This window comes from Burkholderia sp. KL41 (genome assembly GCF_057005415.2).
In genome coordinates, this window is the sequence record NZ_CM174447.1 from 2,937,159 (window position 1) to 2,957,293 (window position 20,135).

Genomic DNA, 20,135 nt, shown 5'->3' on the forward strand with positions numbered 1-20,135 from the left:
CCGTTCGCGCAACGCAATCGGGGCGACACGCACGAAACCGCGCCCCTGCATCCGATACGAGGTCCGTGAATGGATATCGCCCTTTCCCGCCATGCGCCGAATAGGCTCGGCACGCTGCACGCCCCCGACGAAGTCGAACGCGCGGTCGCGCACCGGCTCGGGCCGCACCGGATGGCCGCACGCGGCCGCGATCCGTTTCATGCGGAGCTGTACGAAGTGCCGCTGCATCACGGCGCGCTGCTCGAACTCTGCTACGGCCGCGAAACGCGCATCGACTTCGGCGACGATGCCGGTCACTTCCTGTTCAGGCTGACGCTCGCCGGCGCCTGCGAGCTGCAGGCCGGCAGCGTCGTCGCACGCGCCGGCCCGGGCGAGCTGACCGTATCGTCGCCCGCGCTCGCCAGCCGCCTGAGCACGAGCCCCGATTGCCGCAACCTCGTGCTGCGGCTCGAACGCGGCGCGCTCGAACGCAAGCTGCAGCACATGCTGCGGGCAACGCTCACGCGGCCGCTGCAGTTCGATCTCGCGGCCGGCGGCACCGGCACGGGCGCCGCGCTCGTGCTGCCGACCTTCGAATACCTGTGCAAGCTCGGCGCACAACCGCGCATCGGCACGGCCTCGCCCCTCTTCGGCGCCGATCTCACCGCGTGGCTGATGTCGCTGCTGCTCACGCACCTGCTGCACTCGTACAGCGACGCGCTCGCACGCGGCACGCCGCCGTTGCCGGCGCACGTGCGCCGCGCGTGCGATCACGTCGACGCGCACCTCGGCGAGCCGCTCGCGCTCGCCGCGCTGGCGGCCGTCGCGGGCGTCGCGCCCCGCACGCTGCAGCACGCGTTTCGCGCGTTCCTGCACACCACGCCGGCCGCCTACGTGCGCGAGCGCCGGCTCGCCGCCGTGCACGCGGCGCTGCAACGCGGCGACGCGTGCAGCGTGACCGACGTGCTGATCGCGCACGGCATCCATGGCTTCGGCCATTTCGCGAAGGCGTATGCGCGGCGCTACGGCCATGCGCCTTCCGTCACCGCGAGGCAATCCCGATGACGCACACCGCAACCGGCCGCCCGGCGGCCCCGACCCGCGTGGAATCCGCGCCGCACGACAGCGACCTGTCGGAACTGCGCGTGCAGGATCTCGACCTCAACCTGCTGAAGACGTTTCGCGCGGTCTACGAGGAGCGGCATGTCGGCCGCGCGGCGCTGCGGCTCGGGGTCACGCAGCCGTCCGTCAGCCATGCGCTCGGCCGGCTGCGGCTGATGTTCCGCGACGCGCTGTTCGTGCGCACCGGCACCGGCGTCGAGCCGACGCCGCGCGCGCAGCGGCTGGCGATCTCGGTCGACAAGGCGCTCGCGATCCTGCAGGACGTGCTCGACGAAGGGTCGCGCTTCACGCCCGACAGTACGCAGCGCGTGTTCCGCCTGCACATGAGCGATTTCGCCGCGAGCGCGTTCCTGCCGACGCTGCTCGCCGCGTTCGACCGCCGCGCGCCGGGCGCGGTGATCGAGACGCTGCACGTCGACGAATGCCAGCTCAACGTCGCGCTCGAATCGGGGCGCATCGACTTCGCGCTCGGGCATTTCGCCGACGCGTCGAGCCACTTCCAGCGCACCGCGCTGCTGCACGAGCGCTGCGTGCTGCTGATGCCGCGCCGCACCGCGCAGCGCGTCGCGCTCCCCGACGATTACGTGCTCGATGGCGAGGCACCCGATACATTGCGCTTCGTCGCGGTCACGTCGCATCCGCAATCGATGCAGCTGCTGGAACGGCACGGGCTGATGCCGCGCGTGCGCGCGGCGCTGCCCGATTTCATGGTGGTGCCCGCGCTGCTGCGCGACGGCGACTATGCGCTGATCCTGCCGGAGACGATCGCGATCACGTTCGCGGCGCGTCAGCCGTGTGCCCTGTACGAGATCGCCGGTGCGGGCGAATGGGCCGTCAACGCGTACTGGCACCGGCGCTTCGACGCGGACCCCGGCCATCGCTGGTTGCGCGCGCTGCTGCTCGAACTGTTCCACATCGGCGAGCTGGCGCCGTTCGACGCATGGCTCGCGCCGCAACCGCCCGCCTGCGCATGACGGCGCGAAGGGCTCGGACGGCGCAAGCGGGCAGCGGCGCGCGCCGGTCAGAACGACGTGAGGATGCCCGCGACGATCGAGCTCGCGGTTGCGCCCGGCTTGGCGACCGCGACGCCGCCGCCTGCCGCGCCGTTGACGACGAAGCGCGCATGCGCGCCGTTGCGCACCATCGCGGCGCCCGTGTACAGCACCGTGCGCTTCGACAGCGGATAGTCGAAACGGATGCCGTACGAATCGGCGTTGCCGTCGCTGTCCGCGACCTTGCGGTAATGACCGACGCTCAGCAGCAGCGACGCACGCCCGATCGGCACCGTCGCGCTCAGCTCCATGATGTCGCTGTGCGGATACGCGCTCTGGCTGTCGATCGCGGTCGCGACGTCGGGGCCGCCGCGATGGCGCAGGTACAGCGCGGCGACCTTCACGACATTGAAGTCATACGAAATCGCGCCGAGCGTGTAGTTGCCGTTCGCGGCCGGGCTCGTGTCGCCGAGCGCGGCCGCGGCCACCGGGCTGAACTTCTGCTGCATGTAGTCGATGTCGACCGACAGGCCGCCGCGCACGTAGTTGAGCCCCGCGCCGTACGTATCGCCGAGCGTCGCCGGCTGCCCGGCCGCGCCGTTGGTGCCGCGCGCGGCCATCGCGCGCAGCAAGAGGCCCGCATAGCGCGGCGACGTATAGCGCATCGAGTTGCGCACGCGCAGGAACGCGGGCCCGACGAAGTTGTTCGTCGCGTTGCCCCACGCGAGCCCCGCGCCGAGTCCGGGCAGGCTGTACGTGACGAGCGTCGTGTGCAGGATCGTGTAGAGCTCGCCGAACTGCACGCCGCCGAACGGCCCCGTGATGCCGACCCACGCCTCGCGGCCGAACAGCGCGCTGCTGTTCGACAGCGCGCCGCTGGCCGCGTTGAAGCCGTCCTCCAGCTTGAAGATCGTCGCGTAGCCGCCGCCGAGATCCTCGACGCCCTTCAGCCCCCACTGCGAAGCGAACAGGTTGCCGCTGCCCATGCGCGTCACGTGGTTCGGCCCGGCGTTCGCGTATTCGATCGCGGTGTCGACGCGGCCGTAGAGCGTCACGCTCGATTGCGCGAATGCAGGGAGCGCCGCGCAGGCCAGCAGCGCGGCAAGCGGTACGGCAAGCCGGTCGGCCCGCCCGTTCGGTTGGTTCATCGTCGTCGTCCCGTAGAGGTTCCGGCGCCTGTCGGTATCGCGCCGGCTGGTGTGAAGCGCGTTCGCCGCGAAGGGCCAACGCTGCCGATCAAAAACGGGCCGAGTCTAGGAACGACAATTTCGGACGTCGACGCAATGCGCTCTATAACGCTTATAGATGCGCCGCATGATGCGCGCGCGCCCCGCTGCAAGCGCGCCGCGCGGCGGCCGGCGCGCGTCACCCTGGTGTTTTCTTTATCCGGGTCGGTAGATGCCCGTGTGGCGCGGCTGTCACTCCGGCTATGGCGGCCGGATTTGGCCGACTACGCTGCGTCTCCGACACGTGCCCTCCGCACGCTTTCGCGCCGCGACGGCGCCCGGCCCGCGAGGCCGCTGCCGCGCATCCCCACCGCCCGCTCCTGGAGAATCCGCATGTCCGCATCCACGGCCCGCGCTGCCGACGGCAAGCGCTATACGTACGAATGGTATGTCGTCGTCATCTGCATGCTCGCGTACGTCTTTTCGTTCGTCGACCGCCAGGTCCTCGTGCTGATGATCGAGCCGATCAAGCGCGACCTGCATCTGTCCGACACGCAGTTCAGCCTGCTCAACGGCTTCGCGTTCTCGCTGTTCTATGCGGTGATGGGGCTGCCGGTCGCGTATCTCGCCGATCGCTACGCGCGCCCGCGGATCATCTCGCTCGGCATCGCGCTGTGGAGCGTCGCGACCGCCGCGTGCGGGCTCAGCCAGCATTTCGTGCAGATGTTCATCGCGCGCATGGGCGTGGGCGTCGGCGAGGCCGCGCTGTCGCCCGGCGCGTATTCGATGCTCGCCGACTACTTTCCGAAGGAGAAGCTCGGGCGCGCGATCGCCGTGTATTCGCTCGGTTCGTTCATCGGCGGCGGCGTCGCGTTCCTGATCGGCGGTTACGTGATCGCGCTGCTCAAGCATGCGAGCGCGTTCACGCTGCCGGTGGTCGGACAGGTGCATGCGTGGCAGGTCACGTTCCTGATCGTCGGGCTGCCGGGGCTACTGGTCGCGCTGCTGTTCGCGGCGACCGTGCGCGACCCGCAGCGCAAGGGGCTCGCACAAGATCGCTCGGGCGCCGTGCGGCGCGTGTCGATGCGCGATTCGCTGCGCTTCGTCGGCACGCATCGCGCGACCTTCGCGTGCCACTACCTCGGCTTCTCGTTCTACGCGATGACGCTGTACTGCCTGCTGAGCTGGACGCCCGCGTTCTATATCCGCCGCTTCGGGATGACGGCCGTCGAAGCCGGCTACACGCTCGGCATCGTGCTGCTGGTCGCGAACACGGCCGGCGTGTTCTGCGGCGGCTGGCTCAACGACTGGCTGCTGCGACGCGGCCGCAGCGATGCGCCGATGCGCGCCGGCGCGATCGGCGCCGCGTGCATGGTGATTCCCGCGACGCTGTTCACGCAACTCGACTCGCTGCCCGCTTCGCTCGCGATGCTCGTCGTCGCGATGTTCTTCGCGTCGTTCCCGATGCCGACGTCGACCGCCGCGATGCAGACGCTCGCGCCGAACCAGATGCGCGCGCAGATCTCCGCACTGTTCCTGCTCGTGTCGAACCTGATCGCGCTCGGCATCGGTACGACCGTCGTCGCGCTGTTCACCGATCGCGTGTTCGGCGCGCCGGCGGCGGTCGGCCATTCGATGTCGATCGTCAACGTCGCGGCGGCCACGCTCGCCGCGCTGCTGCTCGCCGCCGGCTGCCGGCACTATCGCCGCAGCCTCGATCGCGAGCGCGGCCATGCGTCGGCAGCGGCACCGCAGGCAACCGAGGCGGGCAACGCAATCGCCGCGCGCTGAACAACGGGCGCACTCCGACGCCAGCCATCATCCATCCCACTGATTCAGGCATCGCTTTTTAATCGATTTGATTTATGCGATGCCCGTCCCTATTCTCGATCGCATGACGGCGCGGTGTCTGCCGCGCCGCTTTCCTCGTACCCCACGGAATTTCCCATGCAAGCGAACCGCCACCAGGTCCGGATCGACGCGCTGATCGACGCGGCGCAGGACATCCGCTGTTTCCGGGTTTCGCGCATCGACGGCCAGCCGTTCGACGCGTATGAACCCGGTGCCCATATCGACGTCACCGCGCCGTCCGGCGTCACGCGGCAATACTCGCTGTGCGGCAACCCCGACGAACGCGGCAGCTACCTGTTCGCGGTGAAGAAGGAGGCGCAGTCGCGCGGCGGCTCGCGTTCGCTGCACGACGACGTGCAGGTCGGCGCCGAGCTGTCGATCGGTACGCCGCGCAACCTGTTTCGTCTGACGGATGACGCGAGCGAGCACGTGCTGATCGCGGCCGGCATCGGCATCACGCCGCTGCTGTCGATGGCGTATGCGCTGCACCGGCGCGGCGCGCGCTATCGACTGCACTATTTCGCGCGCAGCCGCGACCATGCCGCCTTCGTCGACGAACTGTCGGCCGAGCCGTTCGCGTCGCACGTGACGTTCCACTACGGCGTCGAGCCCGACGCGCTCGCGGCCGCGCTGGGCCGCTGCGTCGAATCGGTCGACGCACACGCGCACGTCTATACGTGCGGCCCGGGGCCGTTCATGGAGGCGGTCGTCGCGGCAGCCGCGACGCGCGTGCCAGAAGACTCGATCCATCTCGAACGTTTCGCGGCGGAACCCGTCGCCGCCGATGCGGGCCCGGCAGAAACCGGCCCCACCCCGGCCGATGGATTCGAGGTGCGCCTGCAACGCAGCGGGCAATCGGTACGCGTCACGCCCGACACGTCGATCGTCGACGCGCTCGCCCGCATCGGCGTCGAGGTCGACACGTCGTGCGGCGAAGGCGTGTGCGGCACCTGCATGGTGCCCGTCGTCGACGGCGAGCCCGATCATCGCGACCACTGCCTCAGCAAGGCCGAGCGCGCGAGCAACACGGTGATCTGCTGCTGCGTGTCGCGTGCGCGCTCGGCGGTACTGGTGCTCGATCTCTGACACATCCGGCACGCGCCGGCCGCCGTCACGCGTTGTCGAACCCCTCGACAAGCTCGGCCAGCAGCGTGCGCATCCACGCGTTGCCTTCGTCTTCATGGAAATGCTCGTGCCAGTGCATCGTCACCGGCGCGGGCGGCAGCGTGACGGGCAGGTCGTACAGGCGGAACGCGTTGTCGCGGTTCAGGATCTGCGCGAGCCGCTTCGGCAGCGTCGCGTACAGATCCGTGACCGACAGCACGCTCGGCAGCGCGACGAAATGCGGCACCTCGAGCGCGATGTTGCGGCCCACGCCCTGCGCGCGCAACGCGTCGTCGAGCGCGTGGTGGCTGTGCTCGACCGATTTCACGTTGACGTGCGCGGCGCGCACGAATTGCTCGAGGCTCAGCGCGCCGCCGCTCGGCAACCCGCGCCGGCGGCCCGTCATGCACACATACGTTTCCTCGAACAGCACCTGGTGGCGCGTGCGCGGCATCAGTTCCGGCAGGTTGCCGATCGCGAAATCGAGCCGGCTCGCGCGCAGCGCTTCCTCGATCTCTTCCACCGGCAGCGGCTGCACGCTCAGCGTCACGCGCGGCGCGCGCTCGCGCAGCGCCTGGCAGATCGCCGGCAGGTACGCCATCTCGCCCGCATCCGACAGCGACAGCCGGAACGTGCGCGTGCTGGTGGCCGGATCGAAGCGCTCCGCGTAGCGCAGCGCCACGCGCACCATGTCGAGCGCCTTGCCGACGATGCCCGCGAGTTCGAGCGCGACCGGCGTCGGCTGCATGCCCGAGCGCGTGCGCACGAACAGCGGATCGTCGAACAGCGTGCGCAGCCGGCCGAGCGAATAGCTGACGGCCGGCTGCGACAGCGCGAGCCGCTCGCCGGCCTTCGTCAGGCTGCGCTCCTCGACGATCGCCTGGAATACGCGCAACAGGTTCAGATCGAGATGATCGACCGACGTCATCGTAGCCTCCATCATTTGCCGTATTTATTGATCCGCCAATTTTAGATCAATTTGACGGATATATAGCAGGAGACGAGACTGGGTGCTCGATACCGTGCGCTGCGCGGCCCGATTTCGCGACTCTTCCCCACGACAACGATGAGCGACATTCCCTACCAGACGATCGACACCCGTGCGTTGCACGGCCTCGCGCAACCCGACCGCATCGCGCCGGCGATGTATCACGATCCCGCGCTGTTCGAAGCCGAGCTCGAGCGCATCTTCTACCGCACCTGGATCTGGGTCGCGCACGAGAGCGAGCTGCCGAACCCGGGCGACTTCATCACGACGACGATCGGCCGCCAGCCGGTGATCGTCGTGCGCGACAAGACCGGCGAAATCAACGTGCTGCAGAACCGCTGCCGCCATCGCGGCGCGACCGTCTGCGAATCGCACAAGGGCAACGCAAAGGGCTTCACGTGCCCGTATCACAGCTGGTCGTACGCGCTCGACGGCACGCTGCGCGCGCTGCCCTACGGCGACGGCTACGAAGGCGTGTGCGAGAAAGGCGACCTGCCGCTCGTAAAGCTGCGCGTCGGCGTGTACCAGGGGCTGGTCTTCGCGAGCTTCAACGACACGATCGAGCCGCTCGAGGATTTCCTCGGCGGCGCGAAGCCGTGGATCGACCTGTTCATGAAACAGGGCGCCGGCTACCCGATCAAGGCGAACGGCGAGCACAAGTTCAAGTTCAAGGGCAACTGGAAGATCCAGCTCGAGAACACGACCGACCTCTATCACTTCCCGGTCGTGCACAAGTCGTGGATGAAGTCGATCGACGACGAGACGGCCGCCGCGATCACGAGCTTCATGACGAGCGAGGACGCGTTCTGCCGCGGGCTCGGCAACGGCCACAGCCTCGCGGTGCTGATGCCCGAGCTGATCGATCTCGACGAAGACGACGGCGCGCCGCTGCCCGAGCGCTTCGCGCCGCTCGCGGCGAAGCTCGCCGAGCGCCACTCGCCGGACGAAGTGCGCCGCATCGTGCGCTCGCTGATGGGTGTCGGCTTCAACCTGAACCTGTTCCCGAACCTCGCGCTGTCGATGGCGTTCTTCCGTGTGCTGCGGCCGATCTCGGCGAACGAAACCGAGATCCGCCACGTCGCGCTCGCAATGGACGGCGGCCCCGACGAAGCGAACCGCGAGCGGCTGCGCATTCACGAGCACTTCCAGGGCCCGTTCGGCTTCGGGAGCCCCGACGACGCGGAAGCGTGGGAGCGCGTGCAGCGCGGCGCGCACGCGGGCCCCGACGTGCCGATCCTCGTGAATCGCGGGCTGAACCGCGAGACGACCGCCGCGAACGGCGAAAAGACCGCCCATGCGACCGACGAAACCGGGATGCGCGAGGCCTACCAGCAATGGCGCAAGATGATGGAGCAGCAATGATGGACGACCGCAACGCCCTCTTTTCCGAGCAGACCTTCGCCCGCGCGGTCGAATTCGTGTGGCGCGAAGCCGAGATGCTCGACCGCCGCGACTATCGCGCCTGGCTCGACCTGTGGGCTCCGGCCGGCCATTACGTGGTGCCGATCGATCCCGACACGACCGATTTCGCCGCGACGCTGAACTACGTGTTCGACGACCAGGACATGCGCGAGAAGCGCGTGCAGCGGATGGTGTCCGGCTACTCGGCGTCGGCCGCCGACGCGGCGCGCACGGTGCGCACCGTGTCGCGCTTCACGCTGGAAAGCGGCAGCGCCGGCACCGTCGAGCTGAAATCGGCGCAGGTCGTCGTCGCGTACAAGCGCGGCGTCGCGACGCTGTTCGCGGCCGACGTCACGCACAAGCTGCACGTCGATGCCGAAGGCGAGATGCGGATTGCCGAAAAGGTCGTGCGCCTGATCGACTCGACCGAAGCGCTCAGCGCGATCGGCTTCCTGCTGTGAGCCGTGGCCGGTTCGCCGCTGCAAGCGCAAAGGTGAGCCGGCAACCTTCACCTTTCCGGACGACCATGCCCACACTCGAAGTATTCCTGCCCGCCGGCCATGACGATGCACGCAAGGCCGAACTGATCGCGCGGCTCAGCGGTGCGACCGTCAGCGCGATCGGTGCACCGCTCGAATCGGTGCGCGTGCTGCTCACCGAATTGCCCGCCACGCATATCGGCCTTGGCGGGCGCACCGCCGCCGACGGCGCGCCGCCGTCGCTGCCCGTGATCGTCGCGATCCTGATCGCCGGCCGCACCGATGAACAAAAGCGCGCGCTGATCGCCGCGTTGTCCGACGCGGGCGCGAACGTGCTCGATGCACCGCTGCAGGCCACGCGCGTGATCATCAAGGACATCCCGAACACCGACTTCGGCATCGGCGGCCGGACCGCGCGGGCGCTGGGGCGCTGACTATGGGCCGGGCGTCGCTCCATCATGCGCCGCGGGCGCGCCGTGATGTCCGTGATGTCCGTGATGTCCGTGATGTCCGTGATGTCCGTGATGTCCGTGATGCCCGTGATGCCTGCGATGCCTGCGATGCCTGCGATGCCTGCGATGCCTGCGATGCCTGCGATGCCCGTGACGCCCGTTGCGGCCTTAACGCGATGCAGCGGCTACGACTACACGCCCGCGAGCGGCAGCGTCACGCGGCAGTCGAGCCCGCCGCCCTCGGCCGGGCTCGCGCCGATCCGGCCGCCGTGGCGCGTCACGATGCTCTTGCACAGCGACAGTCCGATCCCGTTGCCGCCGGCCTTCGACGACGAGAAGCCGTCGAACAGCCAGCCGTGCGCGCCGGCCGCGATGCCGGGGCCGTTGTCGATCGCGCGCAGCTCGGCGTGCCCGGCCACGTTCGCGGTGCCGAGCGTCAGCATGCGCGGCACGCGATCGCAACCGGCAAACGCCTCGATCGCATTGAACGCGAGATTCAGGATCACCTGCCCGATCAGCACGCGCTCGCAACGGATCGGCAGCGGCGCATCGGCCTGCACGATCGCGACCGTCACGCCGGCATCCTTCGCACGCAGTTCGATGAAATACGCGACGTCCGCGAGGATGTCGCGCAGGTCGGCGAGCGCGACGACCGGCTCGCGCTTCACGATGAATTCGCGCACGCTCTTGATGATCAGCGCCGCGTGCTCGGCCTGGCGGTCCGCGCTGCGCAGCCCCCAGATCGCGTCGTCGACGGCGCCGCGCCCGTTCAGCCGCTGCACCGCCCCTTCGATGAAATTGCGCACGGCCGCGAGCGGCTGGCTCAGCTCGTGCGCGATCACGCTCGCCATCTCGCCCATCGCGTTGTAGCGGCCCGCGTGTTCGAGCATGCGCGCTTCGGCGCGGCGCGCGTCCTCGATCGCGACTTCGTCGCTCACGTCGCGGAACTGCACGAGCAGCCCGTCGAGATCGCCCTCGATCTCGACCTGCCGGCACAGGATGCGCAGCCAGCACGGCGAGCCGTCGCGGCGCACGATCCGGTAGCGCTGCGGCGCGGACGGGCACGCGGACGGCGCATCGTGCAATTGCGCGACGAGCCGGTCGCGATCGGCCTCGGAGCAGTAGTCGAGCACCTCGCCGAGCGCTTCGTCGGGCGCGAGCCCGAGCACGCGGCGGCCCGACTCGCTGATGAACTGCACGCCGCCGCGCGGCGTGACGACCGCGATACCTTCGTCGAGATCCTGCATGAATTCGCGCAGCCGCGCCTCGTAGCGGCGCAGTTGCTGGCGTACCGCCTCTTCCGCGCTGATGTCGCGGAACTGCACCATCACGACGTCGCGCCCGCGCAGCGGCACGTAGGTGGCGGTCGCCTCGGACAGCATGTCGACGCCCGTGCGCGACCGGTAGCACCATTCGTACACCTGCGGCCCGTCGACGAGCGCGCGATCCCATGCGCTCACGGCGATCTCGCGCTGGTATTTCGGCTCGGGACGCGTCATGTCCGGCGCCTTCAGCGGCAGCAGTTCCTCGACGGAAAAACCGAGCGCGATGCACGCGGCGCGGTTCGCCCACACGATCGCCTTCGTCTGCGCATCGTGCAGCAGCACGCAGGTGGTCAGCGCGTCGAGCAGCCGGTGGAAATCGTCTTCGTCAGGGAAACTCATGATCGGCTTCGGATGAAGGCGCGCGGCGTCGCGCGGCCGGAAAGCCAACATAGCACCGGCGCGCGCCGATCGCATCTGAAGATTTCTTTAGGCCGGCACGGAACCTCACCAGTCGCGCGGCCCAACGCACCAATTGCTGCGTGTTTTCGGCGTTTCTAGACTGGTTGCATCGTCGTGTTGCCACCCGAGACAGCACGCATGCCGCCCCGCATCCGAACCCCTATCCGTCCAGGAGACAACCATGCCGCAAGCCGCCCTCGCCATCGAACCCGCGCCGTCCTCCCAGCCCGTGGCAGGCACCGCGGCCGCGCGGTTGTCGCCGCTCGACGCCGTGATCGAAACCGTCGCCGCGCGCCGCGACGAATTCGATCGCCTGTCGCACGTGCCGCGCGACGTGATCGCGCTGTTCAGGCAGGCCGGCATCTATCGCGCGGGCACGCCGCGCCGCTTCGGCGGTGACGCGCTCGCGCCGACCGCCTTCCTCGACACGATCGAACGGATCGCGACCGCAGACGGCTCGGCCGCCTGGGTCGCGAGCTTCGGCTCCGCGAACGTCTATCTCGCCGCGCTGCCGCTCGAGACCCAGGCCGAGCTGTACGCGAGCGGCCCCGACCAGGTGTTCGCGGGCGGCCTGTTCCCGGTGCAACCGACGCAGGCCGCGCCGGGCGGCTGGCGCGTGAACGGCACGTGGAAATTCGCGAGCGGCTGCAAGGGTGCCGACTGGCTCGGCGTCGGCATCGCCGTGCCCGGCGCGCAGGACGCCGCGCCGAACAAGCCGCGCACGGCCGTGTTTCGCGCGGCCGATGTCGAGATCGTCGAGAACTGGAGCGTGGTCGGCATGCAGGGCACCGGCAGCCATGACCTGCGCGTCGACGACCGCTTCGTGGCCGAAGCGTGGACCTTCGTGCGCGGCGGCGAGCCGACCGTCGACGAGCCGCTGTACCGCTACCCGACCGTCGCGTATGCGGCGCAGGTGCTGGCCGTCGTCAATCTCGGCCTCGCGCGCGCGGCGCTCGACGTCGCGAACCGCATGTCGGGCGGCCGGCAGACGACGACCGGCGCGCCGCGCCTCGCCGATCGCGCGTATTTCCGCATCGAGCTCGCGAAGGCCGAAGCGCAGCTGCGCTCGGCACGCGCGTTCTTCTACGACGCAACCGACACGGTGTGGCAATCGATCCTCGCGGGCAATCCCGTGACGCCCGACCAGGTCAGCCTGTTGCGGCTCGCGGCCACGCATATCGCACGCGAAGGCGCGAGCGTCGTCGAACGCGCGTACCGCCTCGGCGGCACGGCGGCGATCTATCGCACGCATCCGCTTCAGCGGCTGCTGCGCGACGCGATGGTCGTCACGCAGCACGCGTTTCTCGCGGAAGGCAACTTCGACGGCGCGGGCGCGGTATTCACCGGCGTCACGCCGTTTCCCGGCTACCTGTAACCCGCGCAACCCGCGCCCGGGCGGCGCTGTTTCCCGAACGCGCATGGCGCCGATGCCGAAGCACCGCTACCGGCCGGCGCATGCGCCCAACCGTTTCCCCTGGAGAACCCGAGATGTCCGATTCGAATCCGCTGCCGCTGCGTGTCCTGTTCTGCTGCGGCGTGTCGCAGAACTTCTTCGACCTGCCGCGCGAGAAGATCGGCGAAGTGTGGCAGGCGTATGGCGCGATGCTCGCCGCCGTCGAGGCGATGCCCGGCGTGCGCGTGCTCGGCGTGATGGACGACGACCGCCTCGTGGTCGGCCAGGCCGACGGCGCGCCGTGGACCTTCTACATCATGGCCGACGTCGCCGATTTCGACACGACGGTCGCCGTGTGCAACCTGTATCGCACGACGCCGGTCGGCGAATACAACCTGTGGCGCTACGGCAAGATCGAAGCGCGGGTCGGCCGCGCGCTGACCGTGCCGCCGGCCGCGAAACCCGCGTCGTGAGGCGCGCGATGACCGACCTGTCTCCCGGCTCGTCCCCCGGCCCGATCGACGCACTCGCGCAGCGCGTGGCGGCGCTCGACGCCGAGCGCGCGGTACGCGCGACGATGACGCGCTACATGGCGCTGTGCGACGTGCCCGAGGATGCCGGCGACGGCCCGCGGCTCGCCGGCCTGTTCACACCCGACGCCGTGTGGGAAGGCATCGGCCCTCAATACGCGCAGAAGTTCGGCCGCCTCGAAGGCACGGCCGCGATCGTCGCGATGCTGGGCCGCTACCTGCCACCCGATCCGCATTTCTCGGCGAACCTGCACTTCCTGACGTCGGAGTCGATCGAGATCGGCGCCGGCAACACGAGCGCGCGCGGCCGCTGGATCATGCTGCAGGCGTCGCGCTACGCGAACGGCACGGCCGAGCTGATCGCCGCGCGGCTGACCGTCGATTTCATGCCGGCCGGCGACGGTGCGACCTGGCTGATCCGGCACTTTCGCACCGAACGCGTGCTCGACGGCCCGTGGCCGCTCGCCGCCGCGCCACGGCCCTGATGCTTTCCACCGCTTCCGCACGATATCGACCATGACAGGCTTCATCGACACCTTCACGCTCGGCGGCCCGGGCCCCACGATCGCGATCAAGGACACGATCGACATCGCGGGCCATCCGACCCGCGCGGCGAGCCGCGCGCTCGCCGATGCACCGCCGGCCGCGCAACATGCGGACGTCGTCCGCCTGCTGCTCGACGCGGGCTGGCAGATCGCCGGCAAGGCGAACATGCACGAGCTCGCGTTCGGCATGACCGGCATCAACGACTACACGGGCACGCCCGTCAATCCGCAGGACGCGACGCGCATCCCGGGCGGCTCGTCGAGCGGTTCCGCTTCGCTCGTCGGGCTCGGCGCGGTCGACGCGGCGCTCGGCACCGACACCGGCGGCTCGATTCGCGGGCCGGCCGCCTGCTGCGGCGTGGCCGGGCTGAAGCCGACGTTCGGCCGCGTGTCGCGGCGCGGCGTCGCGCCGGCCGATACCACGCTCGATTGCGTCGGGCCGTTCGCACGCGATATCCGCACGCTGGCCGCGGTGATGGCCGCGATCGCGCCGGGCTTCGATCGGGCACAAGCGGCGGCCTCCGTGGCGGGCTGCACGATCGCGCAGATCCGCGTCGAAGCCGATCCGGCGATCGCCGCCGCGCTCGACGCGGCCGTGCGCGCGTCGGGCCTGCGTTCGCACGCGCTCGTGCTCGACGAAATGCCGGCTTCATTCGCGGCGGGGCTCACCGTGATCAACGCGGAAACGTCGCGCGCGTTCGGCCATCTGGTCGACACCGGCAAGCTCGGCGCCGATCTCGATGCGCGGCTGCGCACCGCCGCGACGACGACACCCGCCGCCCTCGCGGAAGCCGAAGCCGTACGCGCACGCTTCACCGCGCAGGTCGACACCGCGCTCGAACTCGCGGACGTGCTCGTGCTGCCGACGCTGCCCGCGCTGCCGATCACGCTGCAGCAGGCGCGCGACGGTGTATCGGTGATCGCGATGTCGTCGCTGATCCGGCCGTTCAACCTGAGCGGCCATCCGGCGCTCAGCCTGCCGCTGCCGCTGGCCGGTTCGCCGCTGAAGGCGGGCTTGCAGATCGTCGGGCGCAAGGGCGCGGACGAGCAGGTCTGCGCGATCGCGGCACACTTCGAAGCGGCCCTCGCCGCATGAACCACGAAGCGGGCGCGGCTTCACCCTTCACGCGCCCGCGAACCAGGGAATCACGCACCATGTCAGATCGAGTCGTCCTCGTTACCGGCGCCGCACGCGGGCTCGGCGCCGTCATCGCCGACCGTTTCCATGCGGCCGGCTATCGCGTCGCGCTGGCCGACATCGCCGCCGACGCCATTCATGCGCATGCGCGCGAACTCGACCCGGGCGGCGAACGCGCGATCGCGCTGCCGCTCGACGTCACGTCGAAACGCGATTTCGAAGCGGCGCGCGATGCGCTCGTCGCGCGCTGGGGCACGATCGACGTGCTCGTGAACAACGCAGGCGCATCGAAGGTCGTGCCCGCGATGGAGATCACGGCCGAGCAGTTCGACCAGGTGATCGACGTGAACCTGCGCAGCGTGCTGTTCGGCTGCCAGGTGTTCGGCCAGTATTTCGCGGAACGTGGTGCGGGCCGCATCGTCAACATCGCATCGCTCGCCGGCCAGAACGGCGGCTCGGCGACGGGCGCGCACTACGCGGCCGCGAAGGGCGGCACGCTGACGCTGACCAAGGTGTTCGCGCGCGACCTCGCCGCGCGGGGCGTGACCGTCAACGCGATCTCGCCGGGCCCGCTCGACCTGCCGATCGTGCATGAAAGCGTCGCACCGGAGAAGCTGCGCCAGGTGCTCGCGAGCCTGCCGGGCGGCAAGCTCGGGCCGGCCGGTTTCGTGGCGGATGCGGCCGTGCTGCTCGCGTCGGGCGACGCGCACTTCGCGAACGGCGCGTGCTGGGACATCAACGGCGGGTTGTACATGCGCTGAGCGGCGGGCGGCATCGCTTGTGCGCTGCCGATCGGTGCCGCGCGCAGGACTCGTGCAGGACTCGTGTGGGACTCGTCCGGTACTCGCGCAGGACACGTGTGAGACTCTTGCGGGCAGGCGAACGTCGGCGTGCCCGCAGCCCCCTATCGCGACGGCTCCCCGTCGTCGCCCCACACGACCATCACGTCCCGCACGAGCGCGGCGATCGACGTCGCGCCGAGCTTCTCCTTGATGCTCGCGCGATGCACGTCGACGGTCTTCACGCTGATCGACAGATCCGACGCGATCTGCTTGCTGCCCTTGCCGTCCACCACGCCGCGCAGCACTTCCTTCTCGCGCGCGGTCAGCGCATCGAGCCGCTGGCGCAGCTCGCGGTGGCGCTGGCTCACCGCGTGCCGCTGCTGCGCGAGCCGCAGCGCGCGCTGCACGCGCTCGAGCATCTGCTGCGAGTTGTACGGCTTCTCGACGAAATCGATCGCGCCGTTCTGCAGCGCACGCACGGACATCGGAATATCGCCGTGCCCGCTGACGAAGATCACCGGCAGCGTCGCGCCCCGCGCGTTCAGTTCGGCCTGCACGTCGAAGCCGCTCTTCTCCGGCATCCGCACGTCGAGCACCAGGCACGCGGGCAGGTTCACGTCGAAGCGCGCGAGAAAATCTGCGGCGTTCGCGAACCCCTCGGACGCGATCCCGACCGATTCGAGCAGCCAGGCGAGCGACGTCCGCATGCCGCTGTCGTCGTCGACGATGTATACGATCGGTGCGGGTGACGTCATCGCGGGGGTCTCGCTGAATATCGGTATGGGTATCGCACGCGCCGCATACGGGGCCGGTTGCCGGCGCGTCGCGCACGTCGTTCGCTGGGGATGCGCGGCACATCATAACGAGCCGAAAACCCGCTGAAAACCCCTTCTCGGGCCGCACGAACGCACATTCCCGGTTTTTTTCGCGCGTCGCGCCGCGTACCTAGGTAGAACCTTTAGACGCGTTGGCGAGAACGCCATCTCCATCGTCAATCGTGCGAATGGTCGTCCGCCTTTTCGCGACGTACGCTTGGGTCATCGTCGGCGATCAGGCGCTGCATCCGCAGCGCCGCACGATCGCCGCTCTCGTCCAACCAGGAGCGCCCATGTCTTCCACGACCGATATCCAGCGACCGGCACGCGCCGAGCCGACCGACGCGCAGAAGGCCTTCCGGCAAGCGATGGCCCACCTCGGCGCGGCCGTCAACGTGATCACCACCGCCGGGCCGCACGGCCGCTGCGGGATCACCGCGAGCGCCGTGTGCTCCGTCACCGACACGCCGCCGACGCTGCTCGTATGCCTCAACCGGTCGAGCGCGATGCATGCGACGTTCGAACGCAATCGCCACGTCTGCATCAACGTGCTGCCGGCCGAACACGAACAGCTCGCGCGGCACTTCGCGGGGCTCACCGAGCTGCCGATGGACCGGCGCTTCGAACTGCCCGTGTGGGATCGCGGCGAGCAGGACGTGCCCGTGCTGCGCGACGCGCTCGCGAGCCTGCAGGGCACGATCGCCGACATGAAGGAAGTCGGCTCGCATTCGGTGATGTTCATCGAGGCGACGTCGATCCGCGTGCGCGACGACGGCGACAGCCTGATCTACTTCGGCCGTGCGTTTCATCGCGTATCGCGCACGGCGTGCGTGCGGTGAATCGCGCGTGACTACGCGGCGGCCCGCAACGCGCGCTGCCCGGCCGCGAGCGCGGCACCCGCGAACAGCGTCAGCGCCGAATACACGAGCCCGCGTGCAAGCCCCGCGCTGTCCGACACCCAGCCGATCGCGACCGGCCCGGCGATCTGCCCGAATGCAAAGACCGTCGTGAACGCGCTGATCCCTTTCGCCCAGCCGTCGGGCGGCAGGTTGTGGCGCACGAAGGCCGTCGTCGACGCGACGGCCGACAGGAACGTCGCGCCGAACAGCACGCCCGACGCGAACGCGGCAACCGGATGCACGAACATCGCCGGCATCAGCGTCGCGATGCCGAGCAGCGCATTGAGCACGGCCAGCGCCTGGCCGCCGCGCATCCGGTCGAGCAGCCCCGACCACAGCCGTGCCGAGACGACGGTCGCGACGCCGAGCATCACGTAGAACGCGGCGACCACCGTGCCGCTCATTCCCGCGCCGCGCAGCAGCGCGACGATGAACGTCATGTAGCCGATGTAGCCGACGCCGAACAGGCCGTAGCCGGCCAGCGCGAGGGCGAATCGCACGGGGCTCGCGGTCGCCGCCGGCACCGCACCGTCGCGCGGCGCGGCGGGTGCCGCGTGCACGCGCTCGATGCGGCGCGCGGCCGACACGGCCGCCGCCGAGAACAGCGCACATGCGAACGCGAGCGCGAACCACGCGGGCTGCCAGCCATGTACGCCCTGCGCGAGCGTCGCCGGCACGAGCAGCGACGAAACGACGATGCCCCATCCGGTACCGCCGTAGTAGAGGCCGAGCAGCAGGCCCGCATCGCGCGGCGACGCCGACGCGAGCCGCGCGGCCAGCACGCCGCCGCTGATGAAGATCAGCGCACTGCCGACGCCGGTCGCGAGCCGCTGCACGAGCAGCGCGTGCATGCCGGACGTGAGCCCGCACGCGGCCATCAGCAACGCGGTCAGCATGCACCCGGCCGCGAGCAGCGTGCCCGCGCGCCAGCGCCGCGACAGCAACGGAAACCCGAGCGCACCGATCAGGTAGCCGGCCGCGTTCGACGTGTTCAGCGCGCCGGCCTGCGCGAAGGTCCAGCCGAGATCGGCCTTCATCGGCGGCAGCAGCAGCGCATACGAAAAGCGCGCGAGGCCGAGCGCGATCGCGCTGCCGAGCGACAGGCCGATCGCGAGCCGCCACGCGGCCATGCGATCGGGGTCACGTTCGGGGGTATGGCGGGTCGCGCCGGTGTCCGGCTGCGACGGGCCGGCAGGCTCCGGTTGCGGCGCTGCGCGCATCGCGTGTCTCCTTTGTCGTTCGAAGCCGGGGGAGTCGACGCGACGGAACCGGCGTTTCGCACGCGCCGGTCCCGACTGTCCGTCGAGGCTTCCGATTCTGTCGACCGATCATACTCGAGCCGTCACGGGCAAGCACGCGCCGGCAGGCAGCACGCGCGGAAGGACGGCAGCCGCTTGCCGGCGCTAGCGCGGCAATCCGGCCACGAAGGCCGTCAGCAACGCACGCCCCTCCGGCCACTGCGCCAATCCCGCTTCCGCATTGAGGTGGCCGCGCGGGCCGAGCCGCAGCGGCGTCGCGCCACGTGCGCTCGCCCATGCGATACCGCTCCCGGACGGGTCGTACCCGTCGTCCGAACTGGCGATCGCCAGCACCGGCAAACCGCCGAAATCGCCGCCCGGCACGTTCGCGAACGCACGCGCCGCGGCCGGAAAACGCGGGCCGCCCGGATCGGGCACCGCAACGAGCCAGGCGCCGCGCACGACACGCGCCGACGCCGCGCGCCAGTGCGCGAACAGCAGGCACCCCAGCGAATGGCAGATCAACACCGGCGGTGCCGCGGCTTGTGCGACGGCTTCATCCAGCGCCGCCATCCAGTCACGCAGGTCGGGGGCATCCCATGACGCGGGCGCCATGCGGATGGCGCCCGGAATCGCGGCCTCCCAGTGGCTCTGCCAATGATCCGGTCCCGAGTTGCCGATCCCCGGCACGATCACGATCGTTTGGTCCATCTCCATCTCCGTCTCCATGAACAGGCGAGCGCTCAGTCTCGTCCGCCGGAAACCGGCCGGGAATGGCAAGTCATCGGTTATTGAGACAATATGCCGATGAATTAACGGAGCGGGAGAACGGACATGTCGAATGGAGAGCTCGATCGCCTGGATCTTTCGATCCTCGAGGCACTACAGGAAAACGCGCGGATGCCGCTGTCCGAGGTGGGCCGGCGCATCGGGCTGTCGCAGCCTGCGACGTCGGAGCGCGTCAAGCGGCTGGAAGAACGCGGCATCATCGCCGGCTACGGCGCGCGAATCGACCCGGCGGCGCTGGGGTTGGGGATGATGGCCATCATCCGGCTGAAGACGACGCACGAACACATCAAGCCCGCGCTGCGCGCATTCGCCGAGATGCCGCACGTCATCGAGGTTCACCGGATGACCGGCGAGGATTGCTTCTTGCTGAAGGTACTCGTGCCGACACCGGGACAACTGGAAACCATCATCGACGCGATTGCCCGGTTCGGCGCGGTCACGACGTCGCTGGTGCTCCGCTCCGAGCCGGCCAAACCGCTCGGCAAGGCGCTGCTCGGCTGACACGGCATCGGGCCGCCGACACGCCCGCGCCGACCGGCGATGCCTTCGTATGCAGCGCTGCCGCGCACGACGTCGGTCGCCACGATCGATGCCATCGAATTCCCGATAAAAATTCTCCGAATGCAATACATCGATTCCGATTCATTTCATTGAAAAAATGACATTGAATCCGTCACTCTATTTACCCGCTTTTTACCGCACTGGCCTCGTCAACCCCCGTTGTTTAGCACGCCGAGGCTAAAATCCT

The 20,135-nt window shown here is 69.4% G+C and carries 20 protein-coding genes; 14 read left to right on the forward strand and 6 right to left on the reverse strand.

What is annotated here, in order from left to right; genetic code table 11:
- The first annotated feature begins 69 nt into the window (after positions 1 to 69).
- Both PQB87_RS30505 and PQB87_RS30510 read left to right on the forward strand, forming a co-directional pair.
- Positions 70 to 1,044, forward strand: coding sequence for an AraC family transcriptional regulator (locus PQB87_RS30505; protein WP_489243179.1), 975 nt, complete (start codon positions 70 to 72; stop codon positions 1,042 to 1,044).
- Complete coding sequence (locus tag PQB87_RS30510) at positions 1,041 to 2,075, forward strand: LysR family transcriptional regulator (protein WP_153489975.1); 1,035 nt, start codon at positions 1,041 to 1,043, stop codon at positions 2,073 to 2,075. Before PQB87_RS30505 ends, PQB87_RS30510 begins: the two co-directional genes overlap by 4 nt.
- A gap of 47 nt (positions 2,076 to 2,122) precedes the next feature.
- Here PQB87_RS30510 and PQB87_RS30515 read toward each other — a convergent pair whose 3' ends face one another.
- A complete protein-coding gene (locus PQB87_RS30515; RefSeq protein WP_174413613.1) occupies positions 2,123 to 3,241 on the reverse strand; it encodes a porin in 1,119 nt (372 codons plus the stop codon).
- A 411-nt stretch (positions 3,242 to 3,652) separates the two neighbouring features.
- Here PQB87_RS30515 and PQB87_RS30520 point away from each other — a divergent pair, with 411 nt between their 5' ends.
- Positions 3,653 to 5,050: a spinster family MFS transporter gene (locus PQB87_RS30520; RefSeq protein ID WP_059687652.1), complete on the forward strand. Its 1,398-nt coding sequence runs from the start codon at positions 3,653 to 3,655 to the stop codon at positions 5,048 to 5,050.
- A gap of 156 nt (positions 5,051 to 5,206) precedes the next feature.
- A complete protein-coding gene (locus tag PQB87_RS30525) occupies positions 5,207 to 6,196 on the forward strand; it encodes a PDR/VanB family oxidoreductase (RefSeq protein WP_489243180.1) in 990 nt (329 codons plus the stop codon).
- Between the two features lie 25 nt (positions 6,197 to 6,221).
- On the opposite strand, the gene PQB87_RS30530 is transcribed toward PQB87_RS30525, so the two are convergent.
- A complete protein-coding gene (locus PQB87_RS30530) occupies positions 6,222 to 7,142 on the reverse strand; it encodes a LysR family transcriptional regulator (RefSeq protein WP_153489980.1) in 921 nt (306 codons plus the stop codon).
- A 138-nt stretch (positions 7,143 to 7,280) separates the two neighbouring features.
- Between PQB87_RS30530 and PQB87_RS30535 the strand changes: the two genes are divergently transcribed.
- The 3 genes from PQB87_RS30535 (at position 7,281) to PQB87_RS30545 (ending at position 9,516) form a co-directional block, all read left to right on the forward strand.
- Positions 7,281 to 8,564 (forward strand): aromatic ring-hydroxylating oxygenase subunit alpha, encoded by a 1,284-nt coding sequence (locus PQB87_RS30535; protein WP_060317039.1) that lies wholly within the window; start codon positions 7,281 to 7,283, stop codon positions 8,562 to 8,564.
- Positions 8,561 to 9,064, forward strand: a complete 504-nt coding sequence (locus PQB87_RS30540; RefSeq protein WP_059687649.1) for an aromatic-ring-hydroxylating dioxygenase subunit beta — start codon at positions 8,561 to 8,563, stop codon at positions 9,062 to 9,064. The genes PQB87_RS30535 and PQB87_RS30540 overlap by 4 nt, the downstream gene beginning before the upstream one ends.
- Positions 9,065 to 9,129: 65 nt before the next feature.
- Entirely contained in the window at positions 9,130 to 9,516 is a 387-nt protein-coding gene (locus PQB87_RS30545) for a tautomerase family protein (protein WP_489243181.1), read from the forward strand.
- A gap of 209 nt (positions 9,517 to 9,725) precedes the next feature.
- On the opposite strand, the gene PQB87_RS30550 is transcribed toward PQB87_RS30545, so the two are convergent.
- On the reverse strand, positions 9,726 to 11,273 hold the full coding sequence (locus tag PQB87_RS30550) for an ATP-binding protein (RefSeq protein WP_489243182.1): 1,548 nt from the start codon (positions 11,271 to 11,273) through the stop codon (positions 9,726 to 9,728).
- Positions 11,274 to 11,439: 166 nt separating this feature from the next.
- Here PQB87_RS30550 and PQB87_RS30555 point away from each other — a divergent pair, with 166 nt between their 5' ends.
- The 5 genes from PQB87_RS30555 (at position 11,440) to PQB87_RS30575 (ending at position 15,625) form a co-directional block, all read left to right on the forward strand.
- The gene (locus PQB87_RS30555) at positions 11,440 to 12,633 is read left to right on the forward strand and encodes an acyl-CoA dehydrogenase family protein (RefSeq protein ID WP_489243183.1); all 1,194 of its coding nucleotides are present in this window, start codon (positions 11,440 to 11,442) and stop codon (positions 12,631 to 12,633) included.
- Between the two features lie 113 nt (positions 12,634 to 12,746).
- The gene (locus tag PQB87_RS30560; protein WP_021161073.1) at positions 12,747 to 13,124 is read left to right on the forward strand and encodes a hypothetical protein; all 378 of its coding nucleotides are present in this window, start codon (positions 12,747 to 12,749) and stop codon (positions 13,122 to 13,124) included.
- Positions 13,125 to 13,132: 8 nt separating this feature from the next.
- Entirely contained in the window at positions 13,133 to 13,666 is a 534-nt protein-coding gene (locus PQB87_RS30565; RefSeq protein ID WP_059687645.1) for a nuclear transport factor 2 family protein, read from the forward strand.
- Between the two features lie 31 nt (positions 13,667 to 13,697).
- The gene (locus tag PQB87_RS30570; protein ID WP_489243184.1) at positions 13,698 to 14,822 is read left to right on the forward strand and encodes an amidase; all 1,125 of its coding nucleotides are present in this window, start codon (positions 13,698 to 13,700) and stop codon (positions 14,820 to 14,822) included.
- Positions 14,823 to 14,881: 59 nt separating this feature from the next.
- Complete coding sequence (locus PQB87_RS30575; protein WP_060065007.1) at positions 14,882 to 15,625, forward strand: SDR family NAD(P)-dependent oxidoreductase; 744 nt, start codon at positions 14,882 to 14,884, stop codon at positions 15,623 to 15,625.
- Between the two features lie 143 nt (positions 15,626 to 15,768).
- Here PQB87_RS30575 and PQB87_RS30580 read toward each other — a convergent pair whose 3' ends face one another.
- A complete protein-coding gene (locus tag PQB87_RS30580; protein ID WP_048020328.1) occupies positions 15,769 to 16,401 on the reverse strand; it encodes a response regulator transcription factor in 633 nt (210 codons plus the stop codon).
- Positions 16,402 to 16,754: 353 nt separating this feature from the next.
- On the opposite strand from PQB87_RS30580, the gene hpaC reads away from it, so the two are divergent.
- The gene (gene hpaC, locus PQB87_RS30585) at positions 16,755 to 17,300 is read left to right on the forward strand and encodes a 4-hydroxyphenylacetate 3-monooxygenase, reductase component (protein ID WP_489243185.1); all 546 of its coding nucleotides are present in this window, start codon (positions 16,755 to 16,757) and stop codon (positions 17,298 to 17,300) included.
- A gap of 11 nt (positions 17,301 to 17,311) precedes the next feature.
- On the opposite strand, the gene PQB87_RS30590 is transcribed toward hpaC, so the two are convergent.
- Together PQB87_RS30590 and PQB87_RS30595 are read right to left on the reverse strand one after the other, a co-directional pair.
- The gene (locus tag PQB87_RS30590) at positions 17,312 to 18,580 is read right to left on the reverse strand and encodes a YbfB/YjiJ family MFS transporter (protein WP_489243186.1); all 1,269 of its coding nucleotides are present in this window, start codon (positions 18,578 to 18,580) and stop codon (positions 17,312 to 17,314) included.
- Between the two features lie 183 nt (positions 18,581 to 18,763).
- A complete protein-coding gene (locus tag PQB87_RS30595; protein WP_489243187.1) occupies positions 18,764 to 19,309 on the reverse strand; it encodes an RBBP9/YdeN family alpha/beta hydrolase in 546 nt (181 codons plus the stop codon).
- A 123-nt stretch (positions 19,310 to 19,432) separates the two neighbouring features.
- Here PQB87_RS30595 and PQB87_RS30600 point away from each other — a divergent pair, with 123 nt between their 5' ends.
- On the forward strand, positions 19,433 to 19,888 hold the full coding sequence (locus PQB87_RS30600; protein ID WP_011356102.1) for an Lrp/AsnC family transcriptional regulator: 456 nt from the start codon (positions 19,433 to 19,435) through the stop codon (positions 19,886 to 19,888).
- Positions 19,889 to 20,135: the final 247 nt, after the last annotated feature.

Excerpts from the sequence above, each read along its gene's own strand:
- PQB87_RS30590 (WP_489243186.1), bottom strand. The coding sequence starts at position 18,580 with ATGCGCGCAGCGCCGCAACCGGAGCCTGCCGGCCCGTCGCAGCCGGAC.
- PQB87_RS30510 (WP_153489975.1), top strand. The coding sequence starts at position 1,041 with ATGACGCACACCGCAACCGGCCGCCCGGCGGCCCCGACCCGCGTGGAA.
- PQB87_RS30545 (WP_489243181.1), top strand. The coding sequence starts at position 9,130 with ATGCCCACACTCGAAGTATTCCTGCCCGCCGGCCATGACGATGCACGC.
- PQB87_RS30550 (WP_489243182.1), bottom strand. The coding sequence starts at position 11,273 with ATGCGATCGGCGCGCGCCGGTGCTATGTTGGCTTTCCGGCCGCGCGAC.
- PQB87_RS30540 (WP_059687649.1), top strand. The coding sequence starts at position 8,561 with ATGATGGACGACCGCAACGCCCTCTTTTCCGAGCAGACCTTCGCCCGC.
- PQB87_RS30520 (WP_059687652.1), top strand. The coding sequence starts at position 3,653 with ATGTCCGCATCCACGGCCCGCGCTGCCGACGGCAAGCGCTATACGTAC.
- PQB87_RS30600 (WP_011356102.1), top strand. The coding sequence starts at position 19,433 with ATGTCGAATGGAGAGCTCGATCGCCTGGATCTTTCGATCCTCGAGGCA.
- PQB87_RS30505 (WP_489243179.1), top strand. The coding sequence starts at position 70 with ATGGATATCGCCCTTTCCCGCCATGCGCCGAATAGGCTCGGCACGCTG.
- PQB87_RS30535 (WP_060317039.1), top strand. The coding sequence starts at position 7,281 with ATGAGCGACATTCCCTACCAGACGATCGACACCCGTGCGTTGCACGGC.
- PQB87_RS30595 (WP_489243187.1), bottom strand. The coding sequence starts at position 19,309 with ATGGACCAAACGATCGTGATCGTGCCGGGGATCGGCAACTCGGGACCG.
- PQB87_RS30565 (WP_059687645.1), top strand. The coding sequence starts at position 13,133 with ATGACCGACCTGTCTCCCGGCTCGTCCCCCGGCCCGATCGACGCACTC.
- PQB87_RS30530 (WP_153489980.1), bottom strand. The coding sequence starts at position 7,142 with ATGACGTCGGTCGATCATCTCGATCTGAACCTGTTGCGCGTATTCCAG.
- PQB87_RS30525 (WP_489243180.1), top strand. The coding sequence starts at position 5,207 with ATGCAAGCGAACCGCCACCAGGTCCGGATCGACGCGCTGATCGACGCG.
- PQB87_RS30575 (WP_060065007.1), top strand. The coding sequence starts at position 14,882 with ATGTCAGATCGAGTCGTCCTCGTTACCGGCGCCGCACGCGGGCTCGGC.
- hpaC (WP_489243185.1), top strand. The coding sequence starts at position 16,755 with ATGTCTTCCACGACCGATATCCAGCGACCGGCACGCGCCGAGCCGACC.
- PQB87_RS30515 (WP_174413613.1), bottom strand. The coding sequence starts at position 3,241 with ATGAACCAACCGAACGGGCGGGCCGACCGGCTTGCCGTACCGCTTGCC.
- PQB87_RS30560 (WP_021161073.1), top strand. The coding sequence starts at position 12,747 with ATGTCCGATTCGAATCCGCTGCCGCTGCGTGTCCTGTTCTGCTGCGGC.
- PQB87_RS30570 (WP_489243184.1), top strand. The coding sequence starts at position 13,698 with ATGACAGGCTTCATCGACACCTTCACGCTCGGCGGCCCGGGCCCCACG.
- PQB87_RS30555 (WP_489243183.1), top strand. The coding sequence starts at position 11,440 with ATGCCGCAAGCCGCCCTCGCCATCGAACCCGCGCCGTCCTCCCAGCCC.
- PQB87_RS30580 (WP_048020328.1), bottom strand. The coding sequence starts at position 16,401 with ATGACGTCACCCGCACCGATCGTATACATCGTCGACGACGACAGCGGC.